This is a genomic window from Nocardia sp. NPDC057227 (assembly GCF_042669725.1).
GTDB classification, from domain to species: Bacteria; Actinomycetota; Actinomycetes; order Mycobacteriales; family Mycobacteriaceae; genus Nocardia; species Nocardia asteroides_A.
Window position 1 is genome coordinate 283,063 of record NZ_JBHUXA010000005.1, and the last position, 13,938, is coordinate 297,000.

Sequence of the window (13,938 nt, forward strand, 5' to 3'; positions counted from 1 at the left end):
GCGTCGGTACCGAGTTCGTCACCGACACCCTGGAGGGTTCACGTCATGCAGCTCGGCATCCACGTTCCCATCTTCGACATCGACGGCGGGCCCGCGGCCATCGCCGGTGAACTGGCCGCGGTCGGCCGGGCCGCGGAGGAGTCCGGCGCGACCTGGCTCTCCTTCATGGACCACTTCTTCCAGATCGAGCCGACCGGGCTGCCTGCCGAGGCGAACATGCTGGAGGGGTACACCACCCTCGGCTACCTGGCCGCGCACACCAGCACCATCGACCTCGGGCTGCTCGTCACCGGCGTCACCTACCGGCACCCGGGGCTGCTCGCCAAGATCGTCAGCACGCTGGACGTGCTCTCCGGCGGGCGGGCGGTGCTCGGCATCGGCGCGGCCTGGTTCGAGCGCGAGCACCTCGGCCTCGGCGTGCCGTACCCGCCGATCGCGGAGCGGTTCGAGCGGCTGGAGGAGGCGCTGCGGATCGCGAAGCAGATGTGGGACCCGGCGGACAACGGGCCGTTCGACGGCAAGCACTACCAGCTGGCGGAGACGCTGAACTCGCCGCAGCCGCTGCGCACCCCGCCGGTGCTGATCGGCGGCGGGGGCGAGAAGAAGACGCTGCGGCTGGTGGCGCAGTACGCCGACCGCTGCAACCTGTTCGGCACCTCGGCCGCCGATGTCGAGCACAAGCTCGACGTGCTGCGCGGGCACTGCGACACCGTCGGCCGGGATTTCGCCGAGATCCGGGTGACCGTGATGGCCGGTTCGCCGAACCCGGACGATCACGACGGCTTCGTCCGCGGGCTGGCCGACTACGCGAGGATCGGCGTGCACCAGGCCATCGTCATGCCGCCGGCCGGCTCGCCCGCGGCGTGGATCGACAGCCTGGCGCCGGTCGTCCCGCACCTCGCCGAGCTGGGCTGACTGACCCGATCGCCGAGCCGGACCGGCTGGGTGAGCCCGACCGGCGAGCCGCGGACCGGCGCCCGCGGGCCCGCGGGCGAGCCGGACTCCGGCTCGCCCGCTCAGCCGGACCCCGGACGGAATCCGGGGTCGGCCGCGAGCCGATCTATCGCCCGGCCCCGACCCCGTCGAGCATCCGCTTCTCCGCCGACGGCAGCTCCAATTCGCCTGCCCCGATCACCGCGGTCGCCACCTTGGGCAGCGCCTGCGGATGGTGCTCCCCGAGCCAGCCGATGAGCTCCTCGCGCACCGCGCAGCGCAGCGTCCAGACATCGTCGGAATCGGCGGCCGACATCGACGCGCGCACCACGATATTGGTCGGCGTGCTGTCGGTGACCAGCAGATTCCAGTTGCGGCGGTCCCAATCCGGGCGCTGCTTCAGGTACTCCCGCAGATGGTCGCGCAGCTCGTCGATCGGGGTGCAGTGATCGAGGTGCAGGAACACCGTCCCGGTGATCTCCGATCCCCCGCGCGACCAGTTCTCGTAGGGCATGTTGTTGAAGTACGAGACCGGCATGGTCAGCCTGCGGTCGTCCCAGATCCGCACGGTGAGGAAGGCGAGGGTGATCTCCTCGACCGTGCCCATCTCCCCCTCGACCACCACGGTGTCGCCGATCTTGACCGAGTCGCCGAAGGCGATCTGCAGCCCGGCCACCAGGTTGCTCAGCGTGGACTGGGCAGCCACACCGGCGATGATGCCGATCACACCCGCCGAGGCGAGCAGCGAGGTGCCGAGCGTGCGCATGGTCGGGAAGAGCAGCAGGATCGCCACCGCGGCGGTGGTGACCACCAGGATCGAGGTGATGATCCGGCGCACCAGCCCGAGCTGGGTGCGCAGCTGCCGCACCCTGGCGATGTCCTGGGTGCGGTGCGAGTAGGCCGAGAGGGTGTTCTCCGCCACCGCGTCGGCGAAGCGGATGACGGTCCAGGCCAGGGCCATGACGGCCATCGTGGCGAGGATATTGCGGATCATCGCGTCCTGCTTCAGATGCAGTTCCGCGAGGGGGTACGTGAGGTGCAGGGCCACCGTTCCGAGCAGCACCTGCACCGGTAACTGCAGGCGTCGCAGCAGGAGCGGCAATCGGTTCTCCGGGCGCTGCGTCGCGCTGTACCGCAGCAGGCGGTCCATGACCAGCCCGGCGAGCACGGTGATCGCGACGGTGACGCCGAAGACGATGAGCGGCCGGATGACGTCCTCCAAGGCGTAGAACTCCTTGTCGTGTAGTCGTTCGGTGCGGTCCACCCGACAGGCTACCCACGCGCGGCGGGCTCACTCGGGGGTGCGATTCGCGCCACCCGCCAGCGCGAGGGCCGGAAGCCGCCAGCACCGGAGGGCCACGCGGGCGAGGCTTCTCGCATGGATCTTCTGTTGCAGGACAAGGTCGCGGTGGTCACCGGGGCATCGAAGGGCATCGGGCTCGCCACCGCGCGCACCCTGCGCGCCGAGGGCGCGCTCGTGATCGCGGTCTCCCGCCGCCCGACCCCCGAGCTGACCGAACTCGCCGGCGACCGGCTGGTGCACGTCGCCGCCGACCTGGCCACCCCGGCGGGCCCCGCCCGCGCGATCGAACGCGCGGCCGAGCTCTTCGGCGGGGTCGACGTGCTGGTCAACAATGCCGGTGGCCCGCCGCCGGGCGCGGTGCTCCCGCGCTTCTCCTTCACCGCGCTGGACGATGCCGACTGGCTCGCCATGTTCGACTTCAACGTGATGTCGACGGTGCGCGCGGTGCGCGCGGCGGTGCCGCTCATGCTGGCCCGCGGGGGCGGCGCGATCGTCAACATCTCCTCGACGCACGCGCACGTGCCGAGCGCGATCAATGTCGATTACGGGGTGGCCAAGGCCGGGATCAACAACCTCACCAAGGCGCTCTCCGAGGAGTACGGGCCGCGCGGAATCCGGGTGAACACGGTCTCGCCGGGGCCGGTGGTGACGCCCTGGTGGACCGACCCGGGCGGGGCGGCCGAGGTGATCGCCGCGGCCACCGGCTCGGATCGGGACGCCGTGCTCGGCGGCGGCGCGGCCGCCATGATGGCACTCACGACCGGGCGGCTGATCGATCCGCAGGAGATCGCGGACGCCGTCGTGCTGCTCTGCTCACCGCGCTCGGCCAGCACCACCGGAACCGACCTGCTGGTCGACGCCGGGCTGCGCAAAGCGGTCTGAACCAGCCGCACCGCGCGCGGAATATGTGAATCGCTGTTCCACATAATCCCAGGTGGCGGGTCGACTGGACCGGGAGTATGTTACGTCCGATTCCTTCCTGGGCGTTCGTTCAGGAAGGCCGGGCGGAACGGAAGGCGGGGCGGATGACCGCAGCGACCAGCATCGGAGCCCCAGCAGCCGCGACCTCGATCGCCGCCGCTCGCGCCGAGTTCGACGCGGATCGCGATCCGCGGATGATCCGGCTCCGGCTGCGCGGTATCGAAGCCGCCGTATCGACGGTTCGCGCCAACCTCGCCGGGCCGGAATCGGCGGCGCTCGGCGAGGTGGCGCAGCGCTGCCACGGCGCCGCCGCGCTGGCGGGCACGCACTCCGGCACCGCGGTCCCCGCCGAACTGCTCGCCGTCCTCGACATCGCCGACCGCTGCGCCCGCCTGGTCGTCCTCGGCCTCGGCCCCGACCGCCTCCCCCTGCTGCACCTCGCCACCGAGGCCGAGCAGACCCTCACCCGCTGGTCGCTCGAGCTCCCCGCGCACGACGACGACCGCGCCCTCGGTCGCGAACTCCTCAGCACCGTGCACGCCTTCCTCGCCCTTGCCTACCCGCTGCGATGAATTCCCTCCCGCCGCCCCGTCACCGTTGACGAAGCGATCCGCGAGCAGGAGATTCGACATGACCGACAAGCCGAAGGGCCCGGCCTCCTACTTCCCCGCCATCGAGGCGAAGTACGGCCGCAGCATCCCCGAGTGGCTGGCGACCATCGCCGCCGCAGGCCACGACAAGCAGAAGCCGCTGGTCGACTGGCTGAAGAGTGAGCACGGGCTCGGCCACGGCCACGCCACCGCGCTCGCCGCCCACCACCTGAACCCGGAGAAGTGGGCGAGCTGACGGCTCAGCGGACCAGGGCGGGGCGCTTGCTGTCGAAGGTCCACCCAGGCACCAGGTACTGCATGGTGGCCGCGTCGTTGCGGTCACCGAGCCCCTCGCGCAGGTACAGCTCGTTGGCGGCGGCGACGCGCTCCTCGTCGAGCTCGACGCCGAGGCCGGGGCGGTCCGGGAGGGTCAGCGTGCCGTCGGCGATGCGGTAGGGCTCGCGGGTGACGCGCTGGCCGTCCTGCCAGATCCAGTGCGTGTCGATGGCCGTGATGCGGCCCGGCGCGGCGGCCGCGACGTGGGTGAACATGGCCAGCGAGACGTCGAAGTGGTTGTTCGAGTGCGAACCCCAGGTGAGGCCGAAGGCGTCGCAGAGCTGGGCCACCCGCACCGAACCGGCCATGGTCCAGAAGTGCGGGTCGGCCAGTGGGATGTCGACCGCGCCGGTGCGGACGGTGTGGCCGAGCTCGCGCCAGTCGGTGGCGATCATGTTGGTGGCGGTCGGCAGCCCGGTGGCCCGCTTGAACTCGGCCATCACCTCGCGCCCGGAGAAGCCGCCCTCCGGCCCGACCGGATCCTCGGCGTAGGCGAGCACGTCCCTGAGCTCGCGGCCGATCTCGATCGCCTCGGCCAGCAGCCAGCCGCCGTTCGGGTCGAGCGTGACCCGCGCGTCCGGGAACTCCGCGGCCAGCGCGCGCACCGCGGCCGCCTCCTCGCGAGCGGGCAGCACCCCGCCCTTGAGCTTGAAGTCGCGGAAGCCGTAGCGCTCCCCGGCCGCCCTGGCCAGCGCGACGACGGCATCCGGCGTGAGCGCCTCGGCGTGCCGGAGCCGGCTCCAGGCGTCGGCGCCGGCGGGCTCGTCGGCGGCCGAGCGGTAGGGCAGGTCGGTGCGCTCCCGGTCGCCGACGAAGAAGAGGTAGCCGAGCACCGGGACGGCGGTGCGCTGCACACCGTCGCCGAGCAGCGCCGCCACCGGCACCTCCAGGTGCTGCCCGAGCAGGTCGAGCAGCGCCGACTCCACCGCGGTCACCGCGTGCACGGTGACCCGCAGGTCGAAGGTCTGGTTGCCGCGGCCGCCCGCGTCCCTGGCGGCGAAGGCGCGCCGGATGTCACCGAGCACCGCGTTGTAGTCGCCGACGTTCCGCCCGACGATCAGCGCGCGGGCCTCCGCCAGCGTGGCCCGGATGCGCTCGCCGCCCGGCACCTCGCCGACCCCGGTGCGCCCGTCGGAATCGGTGAGGATCACCAGGTTCCTGGTGAAGAAGGGGGCGTGCGCGCCGCTCAGGTTGAGCAGCATGCTGTCGTGGCCCGCGATCGGGACGACGCGCACATCGGTGACGCGGGGGGTGCTGGTCATGACCGGGTCTCCAGGGTGGGTCGGGCGGATGCGGCGGTGGCGAGGTCGCGCTCGGTGGACCTGCCTGCGGGGTCGTCGGCGGGCACAGCGCCGCCGGCGTTCAGCGCGGTCAGCCCGCTTGGCTTGCGGACCGCCAGCACCGAGAGCGCGGCGAGCACGGAGGCGGCGGCCAGGGCGTAGAGGCCCCAGGTGACCTCACCGGTCGCCGACTTGATCAGCCCGAAGCCGTACGGCGCGACGAAGCCGCCGAGGTTGCCGAGCGAGTTGATGATGGCGATCGCCGGGGCCAGCACCAGCGGGTGCAGCCCGGACTGCGGGATCGACCAGAACAGCGGGCTCGCGCTCTTGAAGCCCATGGCGGCGACGCAGAGGAAGACCAGGGCGAGCCAGGGCGAGGCGATCGCCGCGAGGTAGGTGCCCGCGGCGGCGGTGAGCAGCGCGATGATCAGCAGCGGTTTGCGGTTCCCGGTCCGGTCGCCGACCCGGGAGGAGAGGTACATGGCGAAGACCGCGCAGATCCAGGGCAGCGAGGAGAGCAGCCCGACGGTGACGTCGGTGAGCCCGCCGATCCGGCGCACGATGGACGGCAGCCAGAAGGTGTTGGCGTAGATCGAGAGCTGGATGGCGAAGTAGATCCAGCAGAGCAGGATGAGCTTCGGGTCGAGCAGCATCTTCCAGCGCGAGCCGCGGTGCGCGACGCCGGAGTTGGCGGCCTTCTCCACCTCCTCGGCCTCGATGGTCTCGGTGAGCGCGCGCTTCTCGCCCGCCGTCAGCCACTTGGCGTCGGAGATCCTGGAGTCGAGGAAGAAGTAGGCGATGCAGCCGACCAGCACCGAGAACAGCCCCTCGATGCCGAACATCCACTGCCAGCCGTGCAGCCCGCCCGCGCCGTGCAGCGAGAGCAGCGGGCCGGAGAGCGGCCCGGAGATCGCGGCCGCCACCGACGACCCGGCGACGAAGAGCGCGGTGGCCCGGCCGCGGTGCGAGTTCGGCAGCCACTTGGCGAGGTAGAAGATCACGGCGGGGAAGAAGCCCGCCTCGGCGGCGCCGAGCAGGAAGCGCAGCACATAGAACATGGTCGCGTTCTGCACGAACATCATGGCCGCGGAGATCAGCCCCCAGCTCACCATGATCCTGGTGAGCCAGATCCGAGCGCCGAACTTCTCCATCATGACGTTGCTCGGCAGCTCGAAGAGCGCGTAGGCGATGAAGAAGATGCCAGCGCCGAAGCCGTAGGCGGCGGCGCCGATGCCGACATCCGCCTCGAGGTACTCCCTGGCGTAGCCGATATTGGAGCGGTTGATCTGGTTGCAGATCAACATCACGATGAACAGCGGGACGACGCGGCGGAAGAACTTGGCGACCGCGGTTTCCAGCTCCGCCGGCATCGGCCGAGTGAACGACATCGTCCACTCCTTTCGTTCGAGTCCTGGCTGGCGAGTGACTCGCCTCACAGATTCCGAATGTAGAGAGCAGGCACGATGCGCGTCCAACACTAATTAGGTGTGAATCGATACAGGAAAGGTATCGTGCCTGAGTTCGGCCAGTAGCCGGGCCAGCGCCGGGTTCTCGCTGCCCTGCCGCCAGATCAGCTCCAGCTCCACCCGCGCGGCGACCTCGGGCAGCTCGCGGTAGACCACGTTGTCGAAGTGCATCCCGGTCACCGACTCCGGCACCAGCGCGACGCCCCAGCCGAGGTTCACCAGCGCGAGCAGGCTGTGCACCTGGGTCATGTACTGGGTGACCAGCGGAATCACCCCCGCGTCGTGCAGCACGCTGGTCACCAACTGGTGGAAGTAGCGGGCCTCGACCGGCGCGTGCATCACCATCTCGACCCCGTGCAGCGCGGTGACCGGCACCGGCTCGCCGGATTCGGTCAGCGGGTGCCCGGCGGGCAGCGCCAGCACCAGCCCCTCGCGCACGAAGGTCCGGGTGGCGAGGTCCGGCCTTGCGATCGGCGGGCGGACCAGCCCGAGGTCGAGCGAGCCCTCGGAGAGCGCCTCGACCTGGTCCATCGTCACCAGTTCGCGCAGCTCCACGTCGACGTCGGGCAGGAGCTCGCGGGTGGTGCGGAGGACGAGCGGCAGCCCGGAGTGCACGCTGGCGCCGGTGAAGCCGACCCGGAGCACGCCGCCGGTGCCGTCCGAGACCCGGCGCACCGCCAGCGCCGCGCGCTCGGCCTGCTGCAGCAGCCTGCGGGCGTCGACGAGGAAGGCGCGGCCTGCCCTGGTCAGCCGGACGGTGCGGTTGGAGCGGTCGAAGAGCTCCGCGCCGACCTCCCGCTCCAGCAGCTGGATCTGCCTGCTGAGCGGCGGCTGGGTCATCCGCAGCCGCTCGGCGGCGCGGCCGAAGTGCAGCTCCTCGGCCACCGCGACGAAGTGGGTGAGCTGGACGAAAGTGAACACTCGATACCGACCTTGTATTGATGGAGAGCAAAACAGTGTTGGACGTGAATCATAGGTGCTCCTACCGTGAGGTCATGACCACCGCATCGCCGCAGGAGATCGCCGCGCAGCTCGGCTCGGGCCTGCTCTCGTTCCCCGTCACCCACTTCCGCGCCGATGGCTCGTTCGACGAGGCCGCGTACCGGGAGAACATCGCCTGGCTCGGCCGATTCGACGCCTCCGGGCTCTTCGCCGCGGGCGGCACCGGCGAGTTCTTCTCGCTGACGCCCGGCGAGGTCGAGCAGGTCGTCACCGCCGCCGTCCAGGAGGCGCCCGCCGGGCTTCCGGTGATCGCACCGGCAGGCTACGGCACCGCCACCGCCGTCGAGATGGCCCGCTCGGCCGAGCGGGCAGGGGCGCACGGCCTCCTGCTATTGCCGCCCTACCTCACCGAGGCGAGCCAGGAGGGGCTGGTCGAGCATGTGAAACAGGTGTGCGCCGCCACCGGGCTCGGGGTCACCATCTACTCCAGGGCCAATGCCGTCTTCTCCGACGTGGCCGTCGCCGAGCTGGCCGACAGCTGCCCGAACCTGGTCGGCTTCAAGGACGGCGTCGGCAATATCGAGCAGATGACCAGGATCTTCGCCCGGGTCGGCGAGCGGCTCACCTACGTGGGCGGGCTGCCGACCGCGGAGCTCTTCGCGCTGCCGTACCTGGCGCTCGGCGTCACCACCTACTCCTCGGCCATCTACAACTTCGTGCCGGAGTTCGCGCTCGCCTTCTACCGGGCGGTCCGCGAGAACGACACCGAGTTCGTGCGGAACGCGCTGAACGACTTCGTGATCCCCTACTGCGAGCTGCGCAACCGGAAATCCGGGTACGCGGTGAGCATCATCAAGGCAGGCATGACGGTGATCGGCCGCCCGGCCGGCCCCGTGCGCAGCCCGCTGACCGACCTGGACGACGTGGAACTGGCCGAGCTGGCCGATCTCGTGAAGCGGGTGAGCTGACTTGACCACCACCGACACCCTCCTGACCGGCGCCGCGCTGATCGGCGATGCCGACGTGCCCGGCGGGGGCACGCCCTTCCGCGCCGTGAATCCGGCGACCGGCGCCGCGCTGGGCCCGGTCTTCCGGCCGACGGCCGACGCGGACGTCGCGCGGGCCGCCGAACTCGCGCACACGGCCTTCAAGCTCTACCGCCGCACCGGCCTCGAGCAGCGCGCCGCCTTCCTGGATGGCATCGCCGCCGAGCTGGAGGCGCTCGGCGACCCGCTGCTCGAGCGGGTCATGGCGGAGACCGGGCTGCCCGAGCCGCGGGTGCGCGGCGAGCTCGGCCGGACCACCGGCCAGCTGCGGCTCTTCGCCGCCGTGGTGCGCGAGGGCAGCTGGACCGGCGCCCGGCTGGACACCCCCGACCCCGCGCGCAGCCCGCTGCCCCAGCCGGACCTGCGGCAGCGCCGGGTGCCGCTCGGCCCGGTCGCGGTCTTCGCGGCGAGCAACTTCCCGCTGGCCTTCTCGGTGGCGGGCGGTGACACCGCCGCCGCGCTCGCCGCGGGCGCCCCGGTGGTCGTCAAGGCGCACCCGGCGCACCCGGGCACCTCGGAGCTGGTCGGCCGCGCGATCCGGAACGCGGTGCGCGCCAACGGGCTTCCGGAGGGCACCTTCTCGCTGGTGCACGGCGGCGTCGAGCCGGGACTGGCGCTGGTGCGGCACCCGCGGATCGCCGCGGTCGGCTTCACCGGGTCGCGGCGGGGCGGGCTCGCCCTGGTCGCGGCCGCGGCGGCGCGGCCGGTGCCGATCCCGGTCTTCGCCGAGATGTCCAGCGTGAACCCGGTCTTCGTACTGCCCGCGGCGCTCGCCGAGCGCGGCGCGCAGCTCGGCGCGGAGTTCGTCGCCTCGCTGACCACCGGCGTCGGGCAGCTCTGCACCAGCCCGGGGCTGGTCTTCCTGGCCGACGGGCCGGGCGCGGACGAGTTCGTGGCCGCGGCGAGCGCCGCGGTCGGCGGGGCGGCCGCCGCACCCATGCTGAACACCGGGATCGCGTCCGCCTTCGCAGGCGGCGTGCGCAGGCTGACCGAGAGCGCGGGGGTCACCGTCGCGGCCTCAGGCACCGGCGCGAGCAATACCTGCACCGGCGTTCCGCACCTGTTCGTCACCGACGAGGAGCACTTCGCCGCCGATCCGGCGCTGCGCGACGAGGTCTTCGGCCCGTCCTCGCTCGTGGTCCGGGTCGCGGGCCCCGAGCGGCTGCCCGCGCTCGCCGCCGAACTGGAGGGGCAGCTCACCGCCACCGTGCACGCCGCGGCGGGCGACCACGAGCAGGCCGCCGCCCTGCTCGAGGAGCTGGAGCTGGTCGCGGGCCGGGTGCTCTTCGACGGCTGGCCCACCGGCGTCGAGGTCGGGCACGCGGTCGTGCACGGCGGCCCCTTCCCCGCCACCAGCGCCCCCGCCACCACCTCGGTCGGCAGCCTGGCCATCGAGCGCTTCCTGCGCCCGGTCGCCTACCAGAACGTGCCCGATGCCCTGCTCGCCGCCGAGATCCGCGCGGCGAACCCGCTCGGCATCTGGCGGCGGGTGGACGGCTCCCTCACCAGGGACTGATCGGCACCCCGCGATGCGCGCCCGCCTGCCCGGCCGGGCGCGCATCGTTGTTCCTAGACGTTCACCACGGTTTTCAGCCAGCCGTCGTGGCGCAGGTCGAACTCCCGGTACGCATCGATGGCGGCCACCGTCTCGATGCGCTGGGTGATGAAGCGGGTGGGGTCGATGTCGCCGCGCGCCACCCGGGCGAGCAGGCCCGGAATGTAGCGGCGGTGGTTGCAGTTGCCGCCCTGGACCGTGAGATTCTTGTTCACCGTCGCGCCGACCGGGAAGGCGTCGAAGTCCGGCGGGTACACCCCGATGATGCCGATGCTGCCCGCCTTGGCGACGGCGTCGGCGGCCCAGCGCAGCACCAGGCTCGGGCCGTCACCCGCCAGCCACTGGCCGTCGCCGGTATTGCCATCGGGCGCCGCCTTCGCGCGCTCGGCGTCGAAGGTGTCGGCGTCCACCGGCAGGTTCGCCGCCGCGGGTCCCGACTTCGGGCGCTGGGCGTCGACGCCGACCGCGTCGATCACCCGGTCCACGCCGATACCGCCGGTCAGCTCGCGCACCGCGGCCACCGGGTCCTCGGCGTTGAAGTCGATCGGCTCGGCGTTCTGCGAGCGGGCGACCTCCAGCCGGTCGGCGAGGCCGTCCACCACCAGCACCCGGGACGCCCCCTGCCGCTGCGCCGAGGCGATCGCGCACTGCCCGACCACACCGGCGCCGAACACCAGCACCGTGTCACCCGGCGTGACCTGCGCCAGCTTCGCGCCGAACCAGCCGGTCGGCAGCACGTCGGAGACCATGATGGCCTGCTCGTCGGTGACCGCGTCCGGCACCTTGACCAGGGTGGTCGCGGCGTACGGGATGCGCGCGTACTCGGCCTGCAGCCCGTCCACCGGGCCGGTGCCCTCCGGGCCGCCGAAGAAGCTGGTGCCCGCCTGCGGGCCGTTCGGATTGGCGACATCGCACTGCGCGTAGTAACCGGCCCGGCAGTAGCCGCAGTGGCCGCAGGCGATGGTGGAGCACACCACCACCCGGTCTCCCCTCGCGAAACCGCGCACCGCGGAGCCGGTCTCCTCGACCACCCCGACCGCCTCGTGCCCGAGCACCGTGCCCGGCAGCAATCCGGGCATGGTGCCGCGCACCAGGTGCAGGTCGGTGCCGCAGATGGCGGAGGTGGTGATCCGCACTATCGCGTCGGTCGGCTCCTGGATCTTCGGGTCGCTCACCTCGTCGAGGCGGATGTCACCGACGTCGTGCCAGACGACTGCTTTCACGTCGTTCTCCTCTTCTCGGTAGGTCGGGGCGCGGCTACCCGAGGTCCGGAGACGAAAACAGGGCCCCGGCCCCCGGGTGGGGGTCAGGGCCCTGTGGCTTCGGTGTTGCGGCCGGTTCAGTAGTCCCGGCTCGAGGAGGAGCGGCTGCTGCGACCGGCGGCGCGCGCCTGGCGCCGCTTCTCGCGGAGCTCGGCGAGCTCCTGCTCCAGCATGTCGGCGACCCGGAGCGCGCCGGTGTCGTAGACGTCCGAGGTCGCCGGGATCGGCGCCGGCTCGGGCTCGGGGGCCTTCTTCTTCCTGCCGACGGCGGCCAGCGGGCCGGTGCGCGGGCCGGAGGAGCGCGGCCGGGACGGGGTCGGCTCGATCGGCATCATGATCGGGTCGCGATCCGCGGCGGGCCTGGCGGCGGCCTTGCTGGCGAAGCTGATCACCGGCGCGGCCGGGCGATCCGCCTCCGGAACCTCGACCGGCGCGGTCGCGCGGGCCGTGGCCTGCCTGGACACCGGCTGCGCCGCGGCGGCCGCCCTGCCCTGGCCCGCGGCCCGAGCGGCGGGCTGGGCGACGCGGGCGGGCTGCGCGGACCGAGCAGCCGCGGCAGGCTGCGCCGACCGAGCCGCTGCCGCGGGCTGGGCGGACCGTGCCGCCGCCGGCTGCGCGGACCGCGCGGCGGCGGGCTGCGCCGCGGGCGCGGCGATCGGCTCGGCCACCCGGGCGGCGGCGGGCCGGACGACGGGCTCGGCGGCCGCAGGCTCCGGAGCTGGCTCCGGGACAGCGGTCGGCTTCGACCGCACCGCGGCCGGCTTGGCCGCAACCTGCACCGCGGCAGGCGGAGCCACCTTCGCGGCAGGCTGGGCGACCTTCGCGGCAGGCTTCGGCGCGGGCTGCTCCTCGACGGCGGGCGCGGCCTCCTCGACCGGGGCCTGCTTCGCGGCGACGGTCTTGGCGGCCGTCTTCGCGGCAGGCCGAGCCGCCTTGGCGGCGGTCTTCCGCACCGGCTTGGCCGGCTGCTGCTCGACGGGGGCGTCGGCCTCGGCGTCGATGGCCGGGATCACGCCGGTCGGGGCGTCGTCCGCGGCCACCTCCTCCGCTGCGCGCTGCGGCTTCGCCGCCACCGGCTTGGTGGCCTTGACGACGGCCTTGGTGCGCTTGACCGGGGCCGGCTTCGGCTCCTCGGCCGCCTCCTCCTCGACCTCGGCGAGCTCGGCCGTCACCGGCTGCCGCGCGGGCTGATTCGGCGAGCGGAAGGCGCTCGCCCCCTCAGCGCCGCCGGTGAGCTCGGTGCGCTCGTCCTCGTCCGGCTGCTCGGCGGCGTCCGGATCGTTGTCCGGGTCCTCCGGCGGCAGCTCGTCCTCTTCGACGACCTCGTACTCGCCCTCGGCCATCGGGGGCAGCGCGGCGGGCTCGTCGATCGGCGGCCTGCCGAGTTCGGTGATGGCGCTGCCGCGGTAGGCGCCCGGCATCCGCAGCCGGATCTGGTCGGTGGCGTCCGGCAGGTCGCGCACCTGGGCCGTCGCCCTGGCGATCGCCAGGCCGTAGCGGGCGCTCACCGCGTCGTGGATGAGCAGCGCGACGCCGATCATCACCGGCGCCACCGCGTGCACCGCGGCGTCGTACCAGTTGCCGAGCCGGACATACGGATAGGTGTTCAGCGAGACGGTGAGCAGCAGCAGCGCGGCCTCGGCGGCGAGCACCTGGCGCCGGTTGTCGATGACGCCCCACTCGGCCACCTTGTTGGTGCCGATCATGATGATGATCAGACACGCGCTGATCATCGCCTCCAGCAGGTAGCTGAACCAGAAGAGCGGGTCGGACGGGCCGCCGGGCGCGATGTTCTGCTGGACGTTGACCGCCGACCACAGCATGCCCGCCGTGACGACGCCCGCGAGGGCCCGCAGCGACCAGGCGCGATGCCGGTAGAGCGAGGCGAGTTTGGCGTGCGGGCTCGACTCGCGCCGCTGCGCGGCGATCGCTCTACGGGCGAGCAGGAGATCTCGCATGTCGGCCTTCTCGATGGCTTCGGTGGTCTGCCTGGCGCGGTCCGAGGCCGAGGCGGCGGCCTGCACCTCTTTCCACCGTTGCCCGCGCTCCTCGATGCGGATGCGCTCGGCGAGCTCGCGCTCGGCGCGTAGTTCGTCCTCCGAGAGCGCCTGGGTCAGCGCCGGATCGAACTGGTACGCGAGACGGCCTCTCGCCCGCTCGACCCGCCTCGCCAGCGCGGTGACATCGTCTTCGTTGTTCTGGTCGATGGTCACTGCGACTCCCTGCCGGGAAGATACGATGGCAGACAAGTGATCACGCGTGGGTACGGTACCCGGCTTCGCCGTTCGTCGCACCGTCGTGGCC

General features: G+C 72.4%; 12 protein-coding genes. 6 read left to right on the forward strand and 6 right to left on the reverse strand.

The window, feature by feature from the left end; all coding sequences use genetic code 11:
* The first annotated feature begins 45 nt into the window (after nt 1–45).
* The gene (locus tag ACFUJ1_RS10905; protein ID WP_378644696.1) at nt 46–915 is read left to right on the forward strand and encodes an LLM class F420-dependent oxidoreductase; all 870 of its coding nucleotides are present in this window, start codon (nt 46–48) and stop codon (nt 913–915) included.
* 145 nt (nt 916–1,060) lie between these two features.
* Here the strand turns inward: ACFUJ1_RS10905 and ACFUJ1_RS10910 are convergent, their stop codons facing one another.
* Nucleotides 1,061–2,197 carry a mechanosensitive ion channel family protein gene (locus tag ACFUJ1_RS10910; RefSeq protein ID WP_378644698.1) on the reverse strand — a complete coding sequence of 379 codons (1,137 nt, stop codon included), beginning with the start codon at nt 2,195–2,197 and terminating at the stop codon, nt 1,061–1,063.
* Between the two features lie 114 nt (nt 2,198–2,311).
* Between ACFUJ1_RS10910 and ACFUJ1_RS10915 the strand changes: the two genes are divergently transcribed.
* The 3 genes from ACFUJ1_RS10915 to ACFUJ1_RS10925 all read left to right on the forward strand — a co-directional run bounded on the left by ACFUJ1_RS10915 (nt 2,312) and on the right by ACFUJ1_RS10925 (nt 4,003).
* The gene (locus ACFUJ1_RS10915; protein ID WP_378644700.1) at nt 2,312–3,118 is read left to right on the forward strand and encodes an SDR family NAD(P)-dependent oxidoreductase; all 807 of its coding nucleotides are present in this window, start codon (nt 2,312–2,314) and stop codon (nt 3,116–3,118) included.
* Nucleotides 3,119–3,261: 143 nt separating this feature from the next.
* Nucleotides 3,262–3,729, forward strand: a complete 468-nt coding sequence (locus ACFUJ1_RS10920; protein WP_378644702.1) for a hypothetical protein — start codon at nt 3,262–3,264, stop codon at nt 3,727–3,729.
* 58 nt (nt 3,730–3,787) lie between these two features.
* Nucleotides 3,788–4,003 carry a DUF4287 domain-containing protein gene (locus ACFUJ1_RS10925; RefSeq protein ID WP_378644704.1) on the forward strand — a complete coding sequence of 72 codons (216 nt, stop codon included), beginning with the start codon at nt 3,788–3,790 and terminating at the stop codon, nt 4,001–4,003.
* Nucleotides 4,004–4,007: 4 nt separating this feature from the next.
* On the opposite strand, the gene gudD is transcribed toward ACFUJ1_RS10925, so the two are convergent.
* The 3 genes from gudD to ACFUJ1_RS10940 form a co-directional block, all read right to left on the reverse strand.
* On the reverse strand, nt 4,008–5,345 hold the full coding sequence (gene gudD / locus ACFUJ1_RS10930) for a glucarate dehydratase (RefSeq protein WP_378644706.1): 1,338 nt from the start codon (nt 5,343–5,345) through the stop codon (nt 4,008–4,010).
* Nucleotides 5,342–6,751, reverse strand: a complete 1,410-nt coding sequence (locus tag ACFUJ1_RS10935) for an MFS transporter (RefSeq protein ID WP_378644708.1) — start codon at nt 6,749–6,751, stop codon at nt 5,342–5,344. The genes gudD and ACFUJ1_RS10935 overlap by 4 nt, the downstream gene beginning before the upstream one ends.
* Nucleotides 6,752–6,844: 93 nt before the next feature.
* Entirely contained in the window at nt 6,845–7,750 is a 906-nt protein-coding gene (locus ACFUJ1_RS10940) for a LysR substrate-binding domain-containing protein (protein WP_378644710.1), read from the reverse strand.
* A gap of 74 nt (nt 7,751–7,824) precedes the next feature.
* Here ACFUJ1_RS10940 and kdgD point away from each other — a divergent pair, with 74 nt between their 5' ends.
* Nucleotides 7,825–8,739, forward strand: coding sequence for a 5-dehydro-4-deoxyglucarate dehydratase (gene kdgD, locus ACFUJ1_RS10945; RefSeq protein ID WP_378644712.1), 915 nt, complete (start codon nt 7,825–7,827; stop codon nt 8,737–8,739).
* Between the two features lies 1 nt (nt 8,740).
* Nucleotides 8,741–10,333, forward strand: coding sequence for an aldehyde dehydrogenase (NADP(+)) (locus tag ACFUJ1_RS10950; RefSeq protein ID WP_378644714.1), 1,593 nt, complete (start codon nt 8,741–8,743; stop codon nt 10,331–10,333).
* Nucleotides 10,334–10,386: 53 nt separating this feature from the next.
* Here the strand turns inward: ACFUJ1_RS10950 and ACFUJ1_RS10955 are convergent, their stop codons facing one another.
* A complete protein-coding gene (locus tag ACFUJ1_RS10955) occupies nt 10,387–11,595 on the reverse strand; it encodes an alcohol dehydrogenase catalytic domain-containing protein (protein WP_378644716.1) in 1,209 nt (402 codons plus the stop codon).
* Nucleotides 11,596–11,711: 116 nt separating this feature from the next.
* On the reverse strand, nt 11,712–13,847 hold the full coding sequence (locus ACFUJ1_RS10960; protein ID WP_378644718.1) for a hypothetical protein: 2,136 nt from the start codon (nt 13,845–13,847) through the stop codon (nt 11,712–11,714).
* Between the last annotated feature and the right edge of the window lie 91 nt (nt 13,848–13,938).

Excerpts from the sequence above, each read along its gene's own strand:
- ACFUJ1_RS10905 (WP_378644696.1), top strand. The coding sequence starts at position 46 with ATGCAGCTCGGCATCCACGTTCCCATCTTCGACATCGACGGCGGGCCC.
- ACFUJ1_RS10915 (WP_378644700.1), top strand. The coding sequence starts at position 2,312 with ATGGATCTTCTGTTGCAGGACAAGGTCGCGGTGGTCACCGGGGCATCG.
- ACFUJ1_RS10920 (WP_378644702.1), top strand. The coding sequence starts at position 3,262 with ATGACCGCAGCGACCAGCATCGGAGCCCCAGCAGCCGCGACCTCGATC.
- ACFUJ1_RS10925 (WP_378644704.1), top strand. The coding sequence starts at position 3,788 with ATGACCGACAAGCCGAAGGGCCCGGCCTCCTACTTCCCCGCCATCGAG.
- gudD (WP_378644706.1), bottom strand. The coding sequence starts at position 5,345 with ATGACCAGCACCCCCCGCGTCACCGATGTGCGCGTCGTCCCGATCGCG.
- ACFUJ1_RS10935 (WP_378644708.1), bottom strand. The coding sequence starts at position 6,751 with ATGTCGTTCACTCGGCCGATGCCGGCGGAGCTGGAAACCGCGGTCGCC.
- kdgD (WP_378644712.1), top strand. The coding sequence starts at position 7,825 with ATGACCACCGCATCGCCGCAGGAGATCGCCGCGCAGCTCGGCTCGGGC.